The 16,123-nt window shown below is 72.2% G+C and carries 14 protein-coding genes; 4 read left to right on the top strand and 10 right to left on the bottom strand.

Features of this window, described 5'->3' with window-relative positions:
* Positions 1-121: 121 nt before the first annotated feature.
* A complete protein-coding gene (locus ACZOOI_RS23105; RefSeq protein WP_465277599.1) occupies positions 122-604 on the bottom strand; it encodes a hypothetical protein in 483 nt (160 codons plus the stop codon).
* A gap of 192 nt (positions 605-796) precedes the next feature.
* On the opposite strand from ACZOOI_RS23105, the gene ACZOOI_RS23100 reads away from it, so the two are divergent.
* Positions 797-1,801 (top strand): glutamate ABC transporter substrate-binding protein, encoded by a 1,005-nt coding sequence (locus tag ACZOOI_RS23100; protein ID WP_465277598.1) that lies wholly within the window; start codon positions 797-799, stop codon positions 1,799-1,801.
* Between the two features lie 81 nt (positions 1,802-1,882).
* Here ACZOOI_RS23100 and ACZOOI_RS23095 read toward each other — a convergent pair whose 3' ends face one another.
* The 6 genes from ACZOOI_RS23095 to ACZOOI_RS23070 form a co-directional block, all read right to left on the bottom strand.
* On the bottom strand, positions 1,883-3,787 hold the full coding sequence (locus ACZOOI_RS23095) for a propionyl-CoA synthetase (protein WP_465277597.1): 1,905 nt from the start codon (positions 3,785-3,787) through the stop codon (positions 1,883-1,885).
* 121 nt (positions 3,788-3,908) lie between these two features.
* Positions 3,909-4,595, bottom strand: coding sequence for a WXG100 family type VII secretion target (locus tag ACZOOI_RS23090; RefSeq protein ID WP_391586956.1), 687 nt, complete (start codon positions 4,593-4,595; stop codon positions 3,909-3,911).
* A 129-nt stretch (positions 4,596-4,724) separates the two neighbouring features.
* Positions 4,725-6,965 carry a hypothetical protein gene (locus ACZOOI_RS23085; RefSeq protein ID WP_465277596.1) on the bottom strand — a complete coding sequence of 747 codons (2,241 nt, stop codon included), beginning with the start codon at positions 6,963-6,965 and terminating at the stop codon, positions 4,725-4,727.
* Between the two features lie 15 nt (positions 6,966-6,980).
* Complete coding sequence (locus ACZOOI_RS23080) at positions 6,981-7,820, bottom strand: nucleic acid/nucleotide deaminase domain-containing protein (protein WP_465277595.1); 840 nt, start codon at positions 7,818-7,820, stop codon at positions 6,981-6,983.
* A 67-nt stretch (positions 7,821-7,887) separates the two neighbouring features.
* On the bottom strand, positions 7,888-8,472 hold the full coding sequence (locus tag ACZOOI_RS23075; protein ID WP_465277594.1) for an SUKH-4 family immunity protein: 585 nt from the start codon (positions 8,470-8,472) through the stop codon (positions 7,888-7,890).
* Positions 8,473-8,594: 122 nt separating this feature from the next.
* Positions 8,595-9,992: a hypothetical protein gene (locus tag ACZOOI_RS23070; protein ID WP_465277593.1), complete on the bottom strand. Its 1,398-nt coding sequence runs from the start codon at positions 9,990-9,992 to the stop codon at positions 8,595-8,597.
* 492 nt (positions 9,993-10,484) lie between these two features.
* On the opposite strand from ACZOOI_RS23070, the gene ACZOOI_RS23065 reads away from it, so the two are divergent.
* Positions 10,485-10,910: a hypothetical protein gene (locus ACZOOI_RS23065; protein ID WP_465277592.1), complete on the top strand. Its 426-nt coding sequence runs from the start codon at positions 10,485-10,487 to the stop codon at positions 10,908-10,910.
* 168 nt (positions 10,911-11,078) lie between these two features.
* Here the strand turns inward: ACZOOI_RS23065 and ACZOOI_RS23060 are convergent, their stop codons facing one another.
* From ACZOOI_RS23060 to ACZOOI_RS23050, 3 genes are all read right to left on the bottom strand, one after another.
* Complete coding sequence (locus ACZOOI_RS23060) at positions 11,079-11,756, bottom strand: hypothetical protein (protein WP_465277591.1); 678 nt, start codon at positions 11,754-11,756, stop codon at positions 11,079-11,081.
* 166 nt (positions 11,757-11,922) lie between these two features.
* Positions 11,923-12,786, bottom strand: a complete 864-nt coding sequence (locus ACZOOI_RS23055; RefSeq protein ID WP_465277590.1) for an SDR family oxidoreductase — start codon at positions 12,784-12,786, stop codon at positions 11,923-11,925.
* An 86-nt stretch (positions 12,787-12,872) separates the two neighbouring features.
* Complete coding sequence (locus tag ACZOOI_RS23050; RefSeq protein WP_465277589.1) at positions 12,873-14,363, bottom strand: MFS transporter; 1,491 nt, start codon at positions 14,361-14,363, stop codon at positions 12,873-12,875.
* Between the two features lie 151 nt (positions 14,364-14,514).
* Here ACZOOI_RS23050 and ACZOOI_RS23045 point away from each other — a divergent pair, with 151 nt between their 5' ends.
* Together ACZOOI_RS23045 and ACZOOI_RS23040 are read left to right on the top strand one after the other, a co-directional pair.
* Positions 14,515-15,252: a TetR/AcrR family transcriptional regulator gene (locus tag ACZOOI_RS23045; protein WP_465277588.1), complete on the top strand. Its 738-nt coding sequence runs from the start codon at positions 14,515-14,517 to the stop codon at positions 15,250-15,252.
* Positions 15,253-15,373: 121 nt separating this feature from the next.
* Positions 15,374-16,105: a sulfite exporter TauE/SafE family protein gene (locus tag ACZOOI_RS23040; protein ID WP_465277587.1), complete on the top strand. Its 732-nt coding sequence runs from the start codon at positions 15,374-15,376 to the stop codon at positions 16,103-16,105.
* Positions 16,106-16,123: the final 18 nt, after the last annotated feature.

Raw genomic sequence — 16,123 nt, 5'->3', positions numbered from 1 at the left:
CCCTGCTCTACCCCACGACCCCGCACCGAACCGCGGACCGGCCACCCCTCGACCGTCGCGGGACACGCCGGTCGTCCCGGGAGTTCCCCGACGTGCGGCAAGAGGGCGGGAAGGCACGGGTTCAGGTTCGGGTGGATCCGGGGGGCCACAGTACGTGGATCCGTTTGCCGGCGGAGCGGGCCTTTTCGACCATCTCCGCGGTGCCGCCGCGGGCTCGGTCGGGGCGGCCGTCCCAGACCGCGAGCACCACGTCGACCGCCGCCAACAGTGCCTCGTTCGCCGCGGCGTAGGCGTCCCCGGAGGCTCGGCTGAACGGCATCACCCGGACCTCGGCGGCGGCCGCGATCAGTTGCTCGAAGCTCGCGCGGTACTCCGGGGCGACCTTGGCCTCGCGGTAGTCCGCCGACGGCAGCAGTGCCACCAGCCGGCCGCCCAGGTCCAGCACGGCGTGCGCGAAGATCGCGTCCGCACCGGCCGCGAGGCAGCTGTAGCCGACGAGTTCGTCCGGCGCGATCCCCGCCAGCAGGTCTCGGACGGCCCGGTCGACCAGCGGTACGGTGCCGGCCGAGATGTTGATGTGGCCCGTGATGCCAATGCTCGTCACGCGCTTCCGTCCTGATCGAAACGGTTGAGGGAAGCCCCCATTCTTTGCCCGATCACCCCGGATTTCAGCCGGAGTCGCCCGATACTCGGAGAACTTCGACGACGCGGATCGTCGAGCGGCGGTGTCGGGCGGGCCCGGTGGCCTCCGCGACGGCCGCTTCGTCGACGCGCGCACCGGCACCCAGGGGGCTGCATGCACCGGAGATCCCGCCGAATCGCGACCACGGCCTCCGCGGTCGTCCTGGCCGCGACCCTGGTCGCCTGCTCCGGCGGGTCGAGCCGCCGACCCGCCGACCCGGCACCTCCCGGCGCCGACCCGCTGATCTCCGGTGCGCATCCGGCCAGGCCGGAGGACTACCCCAAATCCTCCGTCGCCCCGCCCTGCGATCCGCGGGAGAGCCTCACCCCGCCCGCCGCGCTGCCCGCTCCCGGGCGAATGCCTGCCGGGTCCACGATGGACGCCATCCACCGACGCGGACACCTGATCGTCGGTGTGGACCAGAACACCCGATTCTTCGGCGAGTTGGACCGGCGCACCGGCCTGATCAAGGGCTTCGACATCGAGATGGCCAAGGCCCTGGCCCGGGCGATCTTCGGCGGCGCCGACGACGCCGCGCGCATCCGGTACAAGGTGATCACCCAGGCCCAGCGGCCCCAGGTGTTGCGGTCCGGCGAGGTGGACGTGGTGATCGACACGATGACCATCACGTGCGAACGCAGGCTCGAAGTGGCCTTCAGCAGCGACTACTACACCGATGGCCAGCGCGTGCTGGTCCGGACCGACTCCGGCGTGCAGGGGCTCACGGATCTGCGCGGCAAGCGGGTGTGCACGGTTCGTGGCACCACCTCGATCGTGTTCCTGCGCGACGATCCGGCGGGGGTGTTGCCGTACGCGGTGGAGAACTGGACGGACTGCCTGGTCGCGTTGCAGCAGGGCGAGGTGGACGCGGTCTCGACCACCTCCGCGCTGCTTCAAGGACTTCAGGCGCAGGACTCGGACACCAAGGTGGTCGGTCCCGCGTTCAGCGACGAACCGCACGGGATGGCCTTCCCGCTACCGCACCAGGATTTCGTGCGATTCGCCAATGGGCTGCTGGAGCAGATGAAGCGGGACGGCTCGTGGCAGCGGCTGTACGACACGTGGCTGCGCGGGCCGTTGGGGCCGCAGCCCCCGCCGCGCGCGAGCTATGCCGGCTGAGCGATCGCCGGCCCGTCCGCGCCCTGTTCGCCGGCCGACGACCCGTGCGATCGCCTGCTCGCCCGCCGGGCCGTCGCCCCCTCAGCCGTCCGGTTGTTCGCCGGTCAGGGTCGGCCGCAGGGTGTCCAGCACGCTCGGATCCTCGATGGTGGAGGGCGGTTCGGGCCGCCTGCCGTCGGCGATGTCGCGCATCGTGCGGCGCAGGATCTTGCCCGACCGGGTCTTGGGCAGCGCGGGGACCACGTCCACTCGACGCAGGGCCGCGACCGCACCGATCGTCTCCCGCACCCGGAGCACCAACTCCGCGGCCACCTCGGCCGGTTCCCGGTCCACTCCGGCCTTGAGCACGACCAGGTCGCGCGGCACCTGACCCTTGAGTTCGTCGGCCACCCCGATCACCGCACACTCGGCCACGTCCGGGTGAGCGGCCAGGACCTCCTCCATCGAACCGGTGGACAACCGGTGGCCGGCGACGTTGATCACGTCGTCGGTGCGGCCCATCACGTACACGTAGCCGTCCTCGTCCTTGCGCCCGCCGTCGCCGCTGAGGTAGTAGCCGGGGTAGGTGCTCAGATAGGAGGCGACGCAGCGCTCGTCGTCGCCCCACAGCGTGGTCAGCGTGCCGGGCGGCATGGGCAGTTTGAGCACGACCGCGCCGTCCACGCCGGGCGGCACCTCGTTGCCCCGCGGGTCCAGGATCCGCACGTCGTAGCCGGGCACCGGCAGGGTCGGCGAACCGGGTTTGGTCGGGTGCGGCTCCAGGCCCATCGGATCGGCCACGATCGGCCAGCCGGTCTCGGTCTGCCACCAGTTGTCCACCACGGGGATGCCGAGCAGGTCGCCGGCCCAGCGGTAGGTCTCCGGGTCGAGCCGTTCACCCGCCAGGAACAGCGTGCGCAGCGCGGAGAGATCGTGTCCCGCGCGCAGTTTCCCGTCCGGGTCCTCCTTCTTGATCGCCCGGAACGCGGTCGGTGCGGTGAACAGCATGGTCGCCCGGTGCTCCGCGGCCACCCGCCAGAACGCGCCCGCGTCCGGCGTGCCGACCGGCTTGCCCTCGTACAGCACCGAGGTGCAGCCGGTGAGCAGCGGCGCGTAGACGATGTACGAGTGGCCGACCACCCAGCCGACGTCGGAGGCGGTCCAGCTCACCTCGCCGGGCCGCACGCCGTAGACGTTCTCCATCGACCAGCGCAGCGCGACCGCGTGCCCGCCGTTGTCGCGCACGATGCCCTTGGGCAGTCCGGTGGTGCCGGAGGTGTAGAGGATGTAGAGCGGATCGGTCGCCGCGACCGGCACGCACTCGGCGGGCTCGGCCGTGGCCATCGCGGTGTCCCAGTCCAGGTCCCGCTCGGTCAGATCCGCGGTCAACTGGGGGCGTTGCAGGACCACGACGCGTTCGGGGCGATGGCTCGCCTCGGCCAGGGCCGCGTCCACGAGCGGCTTGTAGGCGATCGTCCGGGTCGGCTCGATCCCGCAGGACGCGGCCACCACGACCTTGGGGCGGGCGTCGTCGATCCGCACCGCCAATTCGTGCGCGGCGAAGCCGCCGAAGACGACCGAGTGCACCGCGCCGAGCCGGGCGCAGGCCAGCATCGCCACCACGGCCTCGGGCACCATCGGCAGGTAGAGCACCACCCGATCGCCCCGGCCCACCCCGAGCCCGCGCAGCACACCGGCGAACCGCGCGGTCAGGTCCAGCAGTTCGGCGTAGCTCAGGGTGCGCCGTGTCCCGGTCACCGGTGAGTCGTACACGATCGCGGCCTGTTCGGCCCGCCCGCCCGCGACATGGCGGTCCAGCGCGTTGAAACAGGTGTTCAGCGTGCCGTCCGGGAACCAGCGGTACAGCGGCGCGGCACTGTCGTCCAGTGCCCGGGTGGGCGGCGTCACCCAGTCGATCGCGGCGGCGGCCTCCAGCCAGAAGCCGTCCGGATCCTCCAGGCTGCGCCGATGGGCCCTCTCGTACGCCCCGCCGGTGTCGCGGCTCATTCGCGGTTCCTCCCGGTAGTCCCGGGGCGGCACCGGGTGACCGTGCCGCCCGCCGGCAGGATCCCGACGCGGCGGCACGAAGTCAAGGCGGCCGGACCTGCGTTCGAAGCCCTTCGGCCGGTCAGGTCACCGGGTTCAGGGTCGTGGTGATGCTGGACACGGTCGGCATCGCGTCCTGTCCGCCCTGTTTGCCGGCGTCGATCGCGGCGTCGAGGTCGTAGCCGTTACGGGCCCCGAGTTCGTTCTCCACGAGTTGGGACAGCAGTTCGTTGGCCGTGCCCTCGAGCGCGGCCACGGCGGGCGCGGTGGCGATCTCGACGACGCGCGCCATGAGTTCCTCTTCGAGTTCCTTGAAGATGCGTTTGACCGCGGTGCGCACGATGGCCACCTCGGCGAGACCGGCGATCGCGGACAGACCGAGGGTGAAGGTGGCGGCTGCCGCCGCGGCGGCGATCGCGTCGGCCAGGATGATCAGTTGGGCGATCGCTCTGCCCTTGGCGACCTCGATCACCACCGCCGCCGCGTCCAACGCCTTGGCCAACATCCGGGCGCCCTCGGCCAGATCGTGCAGGTGTTCGTTGTTCAGCTTGCCGAAGTGCGCCTCGAACGCCTCGGCGGCCATCCCGCTGGTGCCGGACAGGATCCAGGCCGCGCCGTTCTTCCCGTCGGCTCTGGCCTCGTCGATCTCGTCGGCGAACTCGCGATACGCCTGCGCCAGTTCCTTGAACTCGTCCTCGTCGAGGTTGGGCCAGTCGACCCCGATGACGTCCAACGCCGTGTCCAGATAGCCCGGTATGGTGATGCCCACAATCGACCCCCGTCGTCGTCGCGCACGCCCGAACCGGAGGGCGCGCCGTCTCGACGTTACGCCCCTTCCCGGTCCGGTACATCGATTCGCGGCATCCTCGATCCGGATCCCGCGCCCGTCGAAATCCCGTCACCGTGCCGGGGGTTCCAGGCGCAGACCGACCACGCCCCCGGCCATGCCCAGCACGATGTAGCCCTGCACCGACACCGCGATCCCGGTCACCGGCGCGCCCAGGTTCAGATCGACGGCCGTGTCGTCACCCGGTCGGCGCAGCCGGACCAGGCCGTCCGCCCAGGCCGCCGCGATCAGCACGCCCTCGGTGGTCTGTTCGCAGGCCAGCGCGGTCACCGCGGTCGCCCGGGCGTCGAGCGGGTCCGGCGCCGGCTCCGCGCCCGGGCTCCACATCCGCACCCGGCCGTCCCGGCCGCCGCTGATCAGCAGCGGCGGCTCGCCGTCCGAACCGGTGCGCACCGCGGCGAGTGCGGTGACCGGGCCGGTGTGCAGCGGAGCGGACAACACTCCGCGCGGCGGTGGTTCGCCGCCGGGCATGCCCGGCGGCGAACCGTGGCACCAGACACCGCCCTCGACGTCGCCGACCGCCGGCAGCGGATGTGCGCACAGCACGGTCAACTCGGCCCCGCACGTGTTGACCAGACGTTGGAAGGCGGCCTCCAGCGCGCCGCGCGGGCCGTGGTAGGCGGCCTCCAGGACGTCCACGCCGCCCCACCGGTTCAGCGTGGTGACCCGGCCGCCGTAGGTGCTCGCGAGCGCGCGCAGCGGGATGGGCCCGGAGTCGGCGACGACGCGGCCGGCGATCGTGCCGTCGGCGCCGGCGACGGCGCGGATCACGCCGGTGTCGTCCACGAGCAGCACCCGGCCGGCCAGGCCGCCGCGGCCCGCGGTCGCCGCCAGGACCGGGCCCGGCCAGCGGTCCGGGCGGTGTGCGTCGCCGTCGCCCCAGCGGGCCCACTCGGCCCGCCAGCCCGGCGCGGTGGAGCGTTCGGCGAGCATGCGCGCGGCGGCGTCGTCACGGCCGAGCCGGTGTACCGAAAGCAGCGCCGCGCGGGCCGCCGGCGTGGGGTGCCCGAGCAGCGTGCCGAACGCGCCGCGGAACGCGGCCTGGGCGGGCTGCGCCCACTGCCCGGTGGCCACCAGCGCGGTGGCCACCGTCTGCGGCCGGGCCAGCGCCTGCACGATCGGATCGGCGGCGAGCGCCGCGGCGTCGCCGATCCGCACGCTGTGCGCCAGGATCGCCGAGACACGCTCCTCGCCCGCGTCGTACAGCCCCGCGAGGTCGGTGATGCCCGCGTCCGCCGCGTGCCGCAGCGCGGCGTGCACCCGGGCCGGGCGGCCGGGTTCGGCGCCCTCCGGGCGTCGCCCGAGGACGAAGGCGGCGAGCGGCCCGGCCGGCAGCGCCCACGTGTCGCCGCCCTCGAACACCGCGGGCAACACGCGCGTCGCGTGCTCGATCGTCGCGGCGGCGGACCGCGGGCCCGGCGCCGGGTACAGCGTGGTCAGCGCCCGTTCCCACTGACCGGCCGACAGCGGCAGGTCGAGGCCGGCCAGGGCGGCCACGGCCGCGCGCACGTCCTCGGGCAGCGTCGCCCACCAGGCCCGGTGGATGTGCGCCGCCCGCTCCGGCAGATCGCCCGGCACACCGTCGCTCGGTGTCGCGGACAACCCTCCCCCGGCCACGCGGGCGGCCAGTCGGGCCAGGCCGGGGTGCGGAAAGGCGGCTTCGGCGCCGAACGGCGAGGCGAGGGGCGATCCGGTCGCGAGTTCGGCGTACCAGCGCTCGAACCGACCGGGGTGGGTCCAGCGGGGTTCGTCCAGGTCCAGCGTGGCGGGTGCGGCGACGCGGGTGAAGGCCGCCCGGGTATCCGGCCGCGCGCACTCCACCAGGAGGCGCACGTGCGGCAGTTCGAGCAGCGGGTCGAGTAACTCGGCCACGATCCGGACGCCTTCCCCGGGCAGGCCGGGTACGCCGGCGTGGTCCGGGTCGGCGACCGCGATCACCGTGCGCCGCGGGTCGAGCGCCACCGCGGCGATCAGTTGGCGGGGGGTGCGGGCGGCGACGCCCAGGTGGGCGGCCAGTTCGGCGACGACGCCGGGCATGGTGAGGGTGTGCACCGGCACGAAGGCGTGCAGTCGGCGGGCGGGCGGCGTGTCGTCCGTACCGGTGGCGGCGTACAACCAGGCCAGCAGGTGCGACTTGCCCGCACCCGACGAGCCGCGGACCAGGCACAGCCGGGGCGACCGCTCGTCGTCCAGCCAACCCAGCAGCGCACGGGCGGCCGGCTGTCGGCCGGCTCCCATGTGCGGCAGTCGATGCCCGTCGTTGTCGACCACGGTGTCCGTCCCCCGATTCATGCCGCACGCTGCCCGTCAGCGATGGTCGCCCTGCTCCGCGACGTGTGTCATCAGGGCCCGGACGCCGTCCTCCCGCGACTGCGCGCTCTCCCCGTAGCCGAAGCTGTGGGTGAACTCGGCGTGTGGAAACAGTCGGCCCATCCACAGCGCACAGTAGTGGCCCGGCATCAGGCAGGGCTCCAGCTCGCAGTACACCCGCAAAACGTCCTCGGCCGGCACACCCCCGGCCGACAGGCGGTACCACAGCAGTTCCTCGGGGTGCGGCAGTCCCGGGCCGGACGCCTCGGTCACGATTTGCTTGTTCCCGTCCGCGTCCACGATCTCGAACGCGGCCGAACCGGCGATGTTCAGCGGGAGTCGCACATCGTCGAGCACCCTGGGCCACCACGCCTCGCGCTCGGCGAACGCGTCCGGGTCCAGTGCGAGCAGTTCCTCGCGCAGTTCGCGAAACAGCGGGAAGCCCTCGACCGGCTCGTCCACCGCGGCGATCCGGGGCAATGCCTGATCGAGCGTCAGCAGCCCTGCGGCGAACGCCTCCACGCTGCTCGCCACGGGCATCTCCGGCAGGTCGACGCCCAGGAACAGGGCCCGCACCGATCCGTCGGCAGCGACGTAGAGCTCCGCGCCCTGATCGGTGCCGAGCCGGACCCGCTCGCGCACCGCGGGATCGGGCAGCGACTCCCCGACCGCGTCGGCGAACGCCCCGAGCGTCGACGGGTGTTCGTCGTCCGCGCCGATGAAGTACGCGCCGACCTGCACGGGCATCGGCACACCGGCGAGCTGCGCCGAGGCGGAAAAGCGCAGTCCGTCCCGGCCGAAGCGTTGATGGAGGGCGGCGGAAAGGTCGGAGTTCATGATGATTCGAGTATCCCTCTTTCGACTTTCGACGGCGGGCCCGAGGTACGGCCGGACGGCCGTGCGATCAGCGCAGCGGATACAGGCCGTCGACGTACGAACCGAAATAGGAAATCCACAGGCTTTCCCCGCGATACGGGATCGGATCGAGCGGCTCGATCCGATCCCGAATGGATTCCGCGGCGCGGCGGTACTCCTCGTTGCCCGGGCCCGTACTCCCCGGTTCCGTGCGCGGGGTCTGCGTCCACAGCAGATACAACATCGTGCACAACGAGGAGAGGTCGCCGTTGATCTCGCAATACTCCGATCCGCCGTCCGCGAAGGCGTGGATCCGGCCGGTATCCAGTTGGAGGAAGATGTACCACTGCTGGATTCCGCCGAGGACGAGCACCGGGCCGACGCCGTCGAGTTCCGGCAGGTCGACCCCGTCGTCCGGGTTGCCGAGGTCGAGCAGGCGCGACGGCTGCGCGCCGGGTTCGCCGGCCAGGGCCGGGGCCATCTGGAACAGCCCCTGCGGGATCCCCACGTCGCACAGGAAATCCAGGTCCTCGACCCGCCCCGGGACCTCGGCGAGTTCGGCGCGCGAGGCGCGCACCACCCGGCCCTCGGGGAAGACCTCCAGCAGTCCGCGGCGGTCGATGTCGAAGATCATGAATCACTCCAGCTGTGTCCGGCGCTTCCGGCCCCTTCCCGGGCCTTCGAGCCGCCTGCCCGGGCCGTCGAACCGTCCGCCGCCGTTCCGGCGGGTGCGAACCTGCGGATGCCTACGGATGGCTACGGATACTGGTACGTGTATACACCGGCCAGCGGACCGGTGTTGCCCGCGGCGTGCTGCTGCTGGAGGTCGTGCATGTACAGGTTGAAGGGGCCGTTGCGGTCCGCGCCGTCGAGCCGTCGCGAATCGAAGTCGGCGACGTGGCTCACCTCCAACGGGGCGTTTCGGCCGCTGCCGTTGAGGTGCATGTCCACCCAGATGTCGCACCCGGCGCCACCGGTCTTCGGGAAGGGTTGGCACGGTGCCCGCTCGGTATACAACCGGGTGACGTCGTTCTGCATGCCGTTGTGCACCATCGGCAGGCCGATGGCCCGCTCGGAATGGCCGCCGTTGTTGCCGCTGCTGCCCACCAGGATGAAATCGCCGCCGCGTCCGGAGGGGTCCTGGTAATACAGCGAGGCGTAGTTGTTGCCGCCGTAGTCGTTCTGCGCCCGGCGCACGTCCTCGACGGCCTGGGACAGGTCCGTGGGATGTTGCAGGGGCTGCGATTGCACCGGGGTGCGCGGCGTGGCATTCCCGGTGTTGTCCTGCTCTTCCTTCGCGTACTTGTCGTACCGGCCCTTGCCGCCCGGCACCGGCACCCGTTTCGGCTTGCCGCGCGGGGTGACCTCGGGATTTCCTTCCTTGTCGGTCTTGATGTTGACCTTTATCGTGCCGTCCGGATTCAGCACCCGGTCGATACCGGAATTGCCGGCCCCCGGTCGGGCCGGGACGAGTTTCCCGTCGACCAGTTGATGGACCCGGCCGTCCTCGTCGACGAAGTACACCGGTGTCCGGCCCTGTCCGGGCCGATTCTGTCCGGAGCCGCCCGGGTTCTTGCCGTCGCCGGCGCCGGTGGGGCTGTCGTTGCCGCCGGGCTTCTTCGCGTCCGGGCCGCCGATCCGCTTGCCGAACCGCTTGAGGTTCGCCTCCTCGGTGGCGGTCGTGCGCTTGGCGCCGGTGCGCACGTTGCCGGCGGTCTTGGCCACGGCCTGCTGGAGCGCGCCGCCCGCGCGGGAGTGGCCGGTGGACAACGGCTCGAAGACCTTGCCGAAGGTCTGGCCGAGGCTGTCCTTGTTCCAGAACGAGCCCTTGGCCTGGAGTACGCCGGCCAACTTGGTGTGCGCGGCCTCGATCCGGGCGGCGGAGGCGTCGATGCCCCGGGCGCCGGACTCCACGTGTTCGGGCACGTGCTTGAATCCGTTGGCGCCCGTGGGCGGCGGACCGGCCGGCTTGCCGCCGGGGGCGCCGCCGTCCGTGCCCGGTGGGCCGCCGGGTTTGCCCGAGGTGTCGCCGGCGCCGGGCCGCTTGGGCGCTTTGGGTACGGCCGCCGGTGCGTCGCCCGGCTTCGACGCGCCGGGCGCGTCGTGCCCGCTGCCCGCATCGCCGCCCTTCGGACCCTTCGTGGTCTTGCTCATCGCCGATCGCCTCCCCGTGGGCCGTCGCGCGCGTTCGACGCTCCGGGAGGAGGCGGGCTCGACCCGCCGTGCTGCGCGCGTACGCGGGCGATCCATCGATCGGGCCGCCGCACGAACTACCCCCGTAGTGACCGAACGACGGTGTCAAACCTACGTTCGGTGTCCCGCGAGGCCAACCGGGTTCGAGTCAAGTAATGCAAAGCGGAGGGAAGTTCGGGGGATTCCCTCACGTCGCGCGAACCGGCCGCGACGGGCCCGCCCCGCGCGCGGCCCGGCGCGGCCGGAGATGCCTCGGCCCCGACGTCACGCCCGCCCGGCAGCGCCACGACTACCGGACGCCGCCCGCGATCGTCGCGGACTGGACGCCGGGGGTGGACGGATGAGAGCGTCGGCGGCCCGGACCACCCGAGATGCCGGAACCCGACCGCGGTGCCCGGCGCTCGATCGCGGTCCCGGCACGTCCGGGACCGCCCGCCCAAGCGGAGGCAGCAGATGACCACGCCCGGTGCGTCGGAACGGCCGTCCGAAGTCGTCCTGGAGCCGTTGCGGCGCCATCTCAGGCATGCGTCCGGCGAGTTCTGGATCGGCCCAGGCTGGTACCACCTCGCCCTGCGCTGCCACGAGGCGCTGGTCGCGGAGTTCCCCCACTACGAACTGCTCGCCGTGAAACAGAAATGGGCGGCCCTGACCGTCCAGGCCTTCCCCCGACCGTGGACACCCAACAGTGCCGACTGGACATCGGCGGAGGCCACCCGACTCCGCGTCGTGACAGCCGAGTTCAATCGCCTTTCCCGAACCGTCTGCGAGAACTGCGGTCGCCCCGGCTCGCTTCGCACCACCCGACACCTGCACCTGACGCTGTGCGACGACTGCGAGACGTCGGTACCGCCCGGCGGACTGTGGCGGACCACGCCCTGACGCTCCGGCTCCGGCGCGCAGGTTCCCTTCTTGCCACGACTGCGGGCGCGGTGGCCGGCCACCGCGCCCGCGACCGGCACGACTCCCGTCGGGCGGGCCTCGATTCGGCGCCCCGATGCCGTCGGCCGCGCCCTCTCGGCGTCGTCCCCGCCCGGCCCGAGCGCGTCGCTACAGGCGGTCGTACCAGCCCGGGTGGCTGTTGTGCAGGGCGGCCAGCGCCAGGATTATGCGGGCGTCGACCCGGCCTGGGGGTAGTTCGTAGGAGTCGGTCGTGCCGACGCTGCCCAGGTATTCGAAGACGCGGGTGCCGTCGTGGCGCCAGATCGTGCGCAGCGGCAGCCGCGGGGCCTTGCCGCCGAGCACGGCCACGGCCATCATCAGGCCCCACAGCGGAGACAGCGCCCACCACGCGATCCAGCCGAACGTGGTGCCCTTGGCCGCGTGCAGCGTGGGGCCCTCGGCCGGGCGGATCGTCCAGGAGGTGCGGCGCAGTCGGCGGATGCTGCCCTGTTCGCGATGCACCGTGGCCAAATGTTCGCCGGCCGGTCCGGTGATGCTGTAGACCGCGTAGTCGCCGGCGGTCGAGTACGTGCCCACCGCGGCGATCCGGTGCCGGCGTGCCCGGTCGGCCCACAGGGTCAGGTGGCGGGAGGGGGAACTGCCCATGCCGTCGGTGGGTGCGGCCTCGATGTAGGCGATGTCCTCGTAGTGCCGTTCACCCTGTGGGCGGACCCGGACGATCGGGCCGACCCACGTGTGTTCGGGAACGTCCCTGGCTTCATCAGCCTGGAGCGCGCGGCGTACCTCGATTGCGGCACCCGCGCCGGTGTGAAGCGCGACGGTCATGTGCGTCCAGAGTTCGGTAAACGGCCGGTCTGAACAGCAGGGTAGACAGCCTGGCGACTCCGTGGGGAGCGAGGGAGCGAGAAGCCCGCCACAGCACGGACCGACCGGCCGGCGAAGGCCGGTCCGGTCGGTCCGATGTCGTCATGTCCGGGTGATTGTCGGGGATTTACCCGCGCCGACCCGAGTCGAGCGCGAAGTCCGCGCGGTGGTCGACGGCCCAGCTGCGGAAGCTGCGGCCGGGCTTGCCGGTGATCGCCTCGGTGGTGCCGGACAGCGGCTCCGGATCGACGGCGGACTCCCACAGATCCAGCAGCGCGTTCGCGTAGCCGGGGTCCATGTGGCGGGTCAGTCCGGCGAGCGCCTCGTCACGGGTGACCTCGGTGAACGGCAGGTCGCGGCCCAGGACATCGGCCAGGATCGCGATCTGCTCGACGAAGGACATCGATTCGGGGCCGTTCAGGTCGAGCGTCTCGCCGAGGTGGTCGCCGGCCAGGAGCACCGCGGTCGCCACGTCGGCGATGTCGTCCTCGTGGATCGGGGCGATCTGGGCGTTCGGGTAGGGCAGTTGGATGCTGCCGGTGCCCATCAGCTGGTACTTCCAGCCGATCGAGTTGCCGGCGAACGCACCGGGGCGGAGCACCGTGTACGGGATTCCGGACTCGGCGACCGCGACCTCGACCGTGTGGTGGCTCGCCGCGAGCGGGTTGCTCTGCGGGTCGGGGGTGTTCGTCGAGGACGAGGACAGCAGCACGATGTGCCGGATGTCGGCGGCCTGGGCGGCCTTGACGAAGTCGGCGATGCCGGCGGCCTCGGCGTAGAGGAAGACGCTGGTGATGCCCCGCAACACCGCGGCGGCGTTGTCGGGTTCGCGCAGCGAGAGGCGGACGGCTTCGACACCGGCGGTCGGTTCGAGTTCGGTCGGGTCGCTGCTCGCGATCCGGACGGAGTGGCCGGCGGCGACGAGGCGGGTGATGACACCGCGCGCGACACTGCCGCGGGCTCCGGTGACGAGGATGGTCGTGCTGGTCATGGTGACTCGTTCCTTGCTGGTTCGATTGTGTGGCCGGGGGTTCGGGAGGTGCGCGGCGATCGGCTCTCGGTGCTTTGTGCGCGGGCTCACGCCTCGTGCGGCCTGGCGTGCCGAGGGAGCAGGAATACCAGGCCGGCGGCGAGCAGGCCGAGGCAGGCCACCGCAAGGGCGCCGAAGGACATCGCGGTGGAGGCGGTGTGGTGTTCGGCGAGTTGGAAGAACAAGGTGGTGATGCCGGCCGCGCCGAGGGCGCCGGCGAGTTGCTGCATCGCGGACAACGAGCCGGAGGCGCTGCCCAGTTCGTGCTCGGCGACGCCGGCCAGGATCACGTCGAACAGAGGGGCGAACACGGCGCCCATCCCGATACCGGCGACGAACAGCGGGGCGATCAGGGCGACGCTGGTGGTGTCCGAACCGTAGTGGGCGACCACGGCGGCGAGGGCGACCAGGCCGACCATGTGCACGCCGACGCCGATCAGGAGCAGGTTGCGGCCGAGCTTGGCCATCACCTGGAAGCCGGCGATGGAGGCGACCACGATGCCGACCGCGATCGGGGCGAGGGTGAGGCCGGCCCGGAGCGGGCCGTAGTGCAGGTGCAGTTGCACGAACAGTGAGGTGATCAGCATGAATCCGGTGGTGCCGGCGAAGAAGGCGAGGCCGAAGAGCATGCCGGACTTGTACGCGCGGTTGCGCAGCAGCGTGGCCTCGATCAGCGAGTGCGTGCTGCGGCGTTCACGCAGGATGAATCCGGCGAACGCGGCGACACCGGCGGCGAGGCAGCCGAACGACCACAGCGGCCAGTCGGCTTCGGGGCCCTGGATGAGCGGCAGGATGATCAGCGTGGAGGCGGCGGTCAGCAGCGCGGCGGCGGCGAGGTCGATCCGCACCGCGGGGTTCGGGTCGTCCCGGGGGATGTAGCGCAGGCCGCCGAGCACGGCGGCGAGGCCGAGCGGGACGTTCATCAGGAAGATCAGCCGCCAGCCGGTGCCGAACAGGTCGAGGTGGATGAGCGCGCCGGCCAGGATCGGGCCGCCGACGGCGGACAGGCCGAGCACGGGACCGAACGCGGCGAACGCCTTGCCGGTCTCGCCGGGCGGGAAGACCGACTTGAGGATGCCGAAGCCCTGCGGGATCAACAGGGCGCCGAAGGCCCCCTGGGCGACGCGGGCGGCGACGAGCAGTTCGGGCGAGGGGGACAGCGCGCAGAGCAGGGACGCCGCGGCGAAACCGCCGGCGCCCAGCAGGAACAATCGGCGTCTGCCCCAGCGGTCGCCGAGTCTGCCACCGACCACGAGCAACACGCCGAACGCGAGCGTGTAGCCGGAGGCGAGCCACTGCAACAGCGAGGCGCCGCCGCCGAGATCGTCCCGCACGGAGGGGCCGGCGACGTTGGTCACGGTGCTGTCGAGCAGGTCCATCACCTCGGCGACGAGCACGATCGCCAGGATCACCCAACGCCGGGCGTATGCGGCCGGGAGCGGGGTCTCGGCGGCGGCGGGCGCGGCCGGGTCGGCGGTCGGCTTCGGCGCGATGTCGTCGAGTGCGTCGGCGGTGGTGGGTGCGGGTGCGGGGGTCATCGGTACTCCTCGGATCGGGGCCGCGCGGCCCCTGACGAGGCGATGGATGCGGCGGGGTGAGCGGTGTGTCGAGCTACGTTCGCTACGAACGCCGTTCGTTACGAACAATGTACGTAGCGAACAGCGTTCCGTCAACGCCTATACTCGGGGCATGGCGAAATCACCCGGCGAACCGCGCCCGTCCACCCCTTCCGCACCGGTCAGTCGGCGGACCCGACCGGCCAAGGCAGCACTCAGCGCGGACGCACTCGTGTCCGCCGCGCTGGCGATCCTGGACGCCGACGGCCTGGACGCGGTGACCATGCGCCGGGTCGCGCAGGCGCTCGACACCGGCGCCGCCTCGCTCTACGTGTATGTGGCCAACCGCGACGAGCTGCTCGCGCTGATCTACGACCGGGTGCTCGGCGAGATCCCGCTGCCGAGCGTGGCCGCGGTCGGCGAGCCGTTCCCGAACTGGCGCGCGGAGCTGACCACGCTCATCCGGACGGCGATCACCGTGCTGGGCGGCCATCGCGGGATCGCGACCGTGGCACTGGGCGACGTACCGACCGGTCCCAACGCGCTCGCGCTGGCCGAGGCGATCCTGGGACTACTGGCCGGCGCGGGCATCGACGACCTGACCCGCTCCCTCGCATTGGATCTGATCAACCTGCACATCACCGCCGCGGCGGCCGAGGAGTCGGCGTACGCCGCCAAGGGCGCCGAGGGACAGACCGAGGAGAGCGCGGTCGCGGCGATGGACGAGGCGTTCGGGCGGTTGTCCGCGACGGACTACCCGCACCTGGTCTCAATGCGCGCGACGCTGACCGCGGGGTCCGGCGACGAACGCGACGCCTGGGGCATCGAGGTCCTGCTCAACGGCATCCTGGGCACCCCGGCCCGCGGCTGACCCGACGCCGGGCCGCCGCCGGTGCGGGCCGGATCCCACCCGGTTGGACCACGGCACCACCGAGCGGCGATCTCCGGTATAGCTGTCGGGTCGTCAGATCCCCTCGACCCGAGGATCACCCGTGTCCGATGCCTGGTCCCTCGCCCTGCTCATCGGTGGGATCGTCCTCCTGGGTTCCTCGGTGCAACGCCTCACCGGCATGGGCTTCGCCCTGGTCGCGGCGCCCGGCCTGGTGCTACTGCTGGGACCGGCCCAGGGCGTGGTGCTGTGCAACGGCGGTTCGGGGGTGGTCGGCGCGATCGGGCTGGCCGCCTCGTGGCGCCGGGTCCGGCTCGCCGCGATGTTGCCGCTGGTCGTCGCGGCGGCGTGCACCGTACCGCTCGGCTCCTGGGTGGCCACCCGGCTGCCCGAGCCCTGGCTGCTGGTGGGCATCGGCGCGGCCGTCTGCCTGGCCGTCGGCTTCGTCATGCGCGGCGTCCGGATACCCGCCCTGCGCGCCCGCAGGGGCGCCGTGATGGCCGGCGCCGCGAGCGGCTTCATGAACTCCTCGGCCGGCGTCGGCGGCCCCGCGATGTCCCTGTACGCACTCAACGCCGGTTGGACCGCCGCCGAGTTCGTGCCCAACGCACAGTTCTACGCCGTCGTGGTGAACGCCTTCTCCCTCGCCGCCAAGTCACCCCCGCACCTGACCACCCCGGCCTGGGCCGCCGTCGTCACGGCCCTGCTCGCCGGCGCCGCGATCGGCCACTTCCTCGCCGCCCGCACCCCCGAACACCAGGCCAAACGCGCCGTCCAATGGCTGGCCCTCACCGGCGGCGCCACAACCCTGACCAAGGGCCTGTGGACCCTGTGACACCGAATCGGCACGGGC

The organism is Embleya sp. L77 (genome assembly GCF_055557415.1).
This window is presented reverse-complemented; position numbering and strand designations above follow the sequence as displayed.

Bases quoted from the DNA above. Each gene is read 5' to 3' on its own strand.
- ACZOOI_RS23045 (WP_465277588.1), top strand. From the start codon at position 14,515: ATGGCGAAATCACCCGGCGAACCGCGCCCGTCCACCCCTTCCGCACCG.
- ACZOOI_RS23055 (WP_465277590.1), bottom strand. From the start codon at position 12,786: ATGACCAGCACGACCATCCTCGTCACCGGAGCCCGCGGCAGTGTCGCG.
- ACZOOI_RS23100 (WP_465277598.1), top strand. From the start codon at position 797: ATGCACCGGAGATCCCGCCGAATCGCGACCACGGCCTCCGCGGTCGTC.
- ACZOOI_RS23070 (WP_465277593.1), bottom strand. From the start codon at position 9,992: ATGAGCAAGACCACGAAGGGTCCGAAGGGCGGCGATGCGGGCAGCGGG.
- ACZOOI_RS23050 (WP_465277589.1), bottom strand. From the start codon at position 14,363: ATGACCCCCGCACCCGCACCCACCACCGCCGACGCACTCGACGACATC.
- ACZOOI_RS23075 (WP_465277594.1), bottom strand. From the start codon at position 8,472: ATGATCTTCGACATCGACCGCCGCGGACTGCTGGAGGTCTTCCCCGAG.
- ACZOOI_RS23060 (WP_465277591.1), bottom strand. From the start codon at position 11,756: ATGACCGTCGCGCTTCACACCGGCGCGGGTGCCGCAATCGAGGTACGC.
- ACZOOI_RS23080 (WP_465277595.1), bottom strand. From the start codon at position 7,820: ATGAACTCCGACCTTTCCGCCGCCCTCCATCAACGCTTCGGCCGGGAC.
- ACZOOI_RS23095 (WP_465277597.1), bottom strand. From the start codon at position 3,787: ATGAGCCGCGACACCGGCGGGGCGTACGAGAGGGCCCATCGGCGCAGC.
- ACZOOI_RS23085 (WP_465277596.1), bottom strand. From the start codon at position 6,965: ATGAATCGGGGGACGGACACCGTGGTCGACAACGACGGGCATCGACTG.
- ACZOOI_RS23065 (WP_465277592.1), top strand. From the start codon at position 10,485: ATGACCACGCCCGGTGCGTCGGAACGGCCGTCCGAAGTCGTCCTGGAG.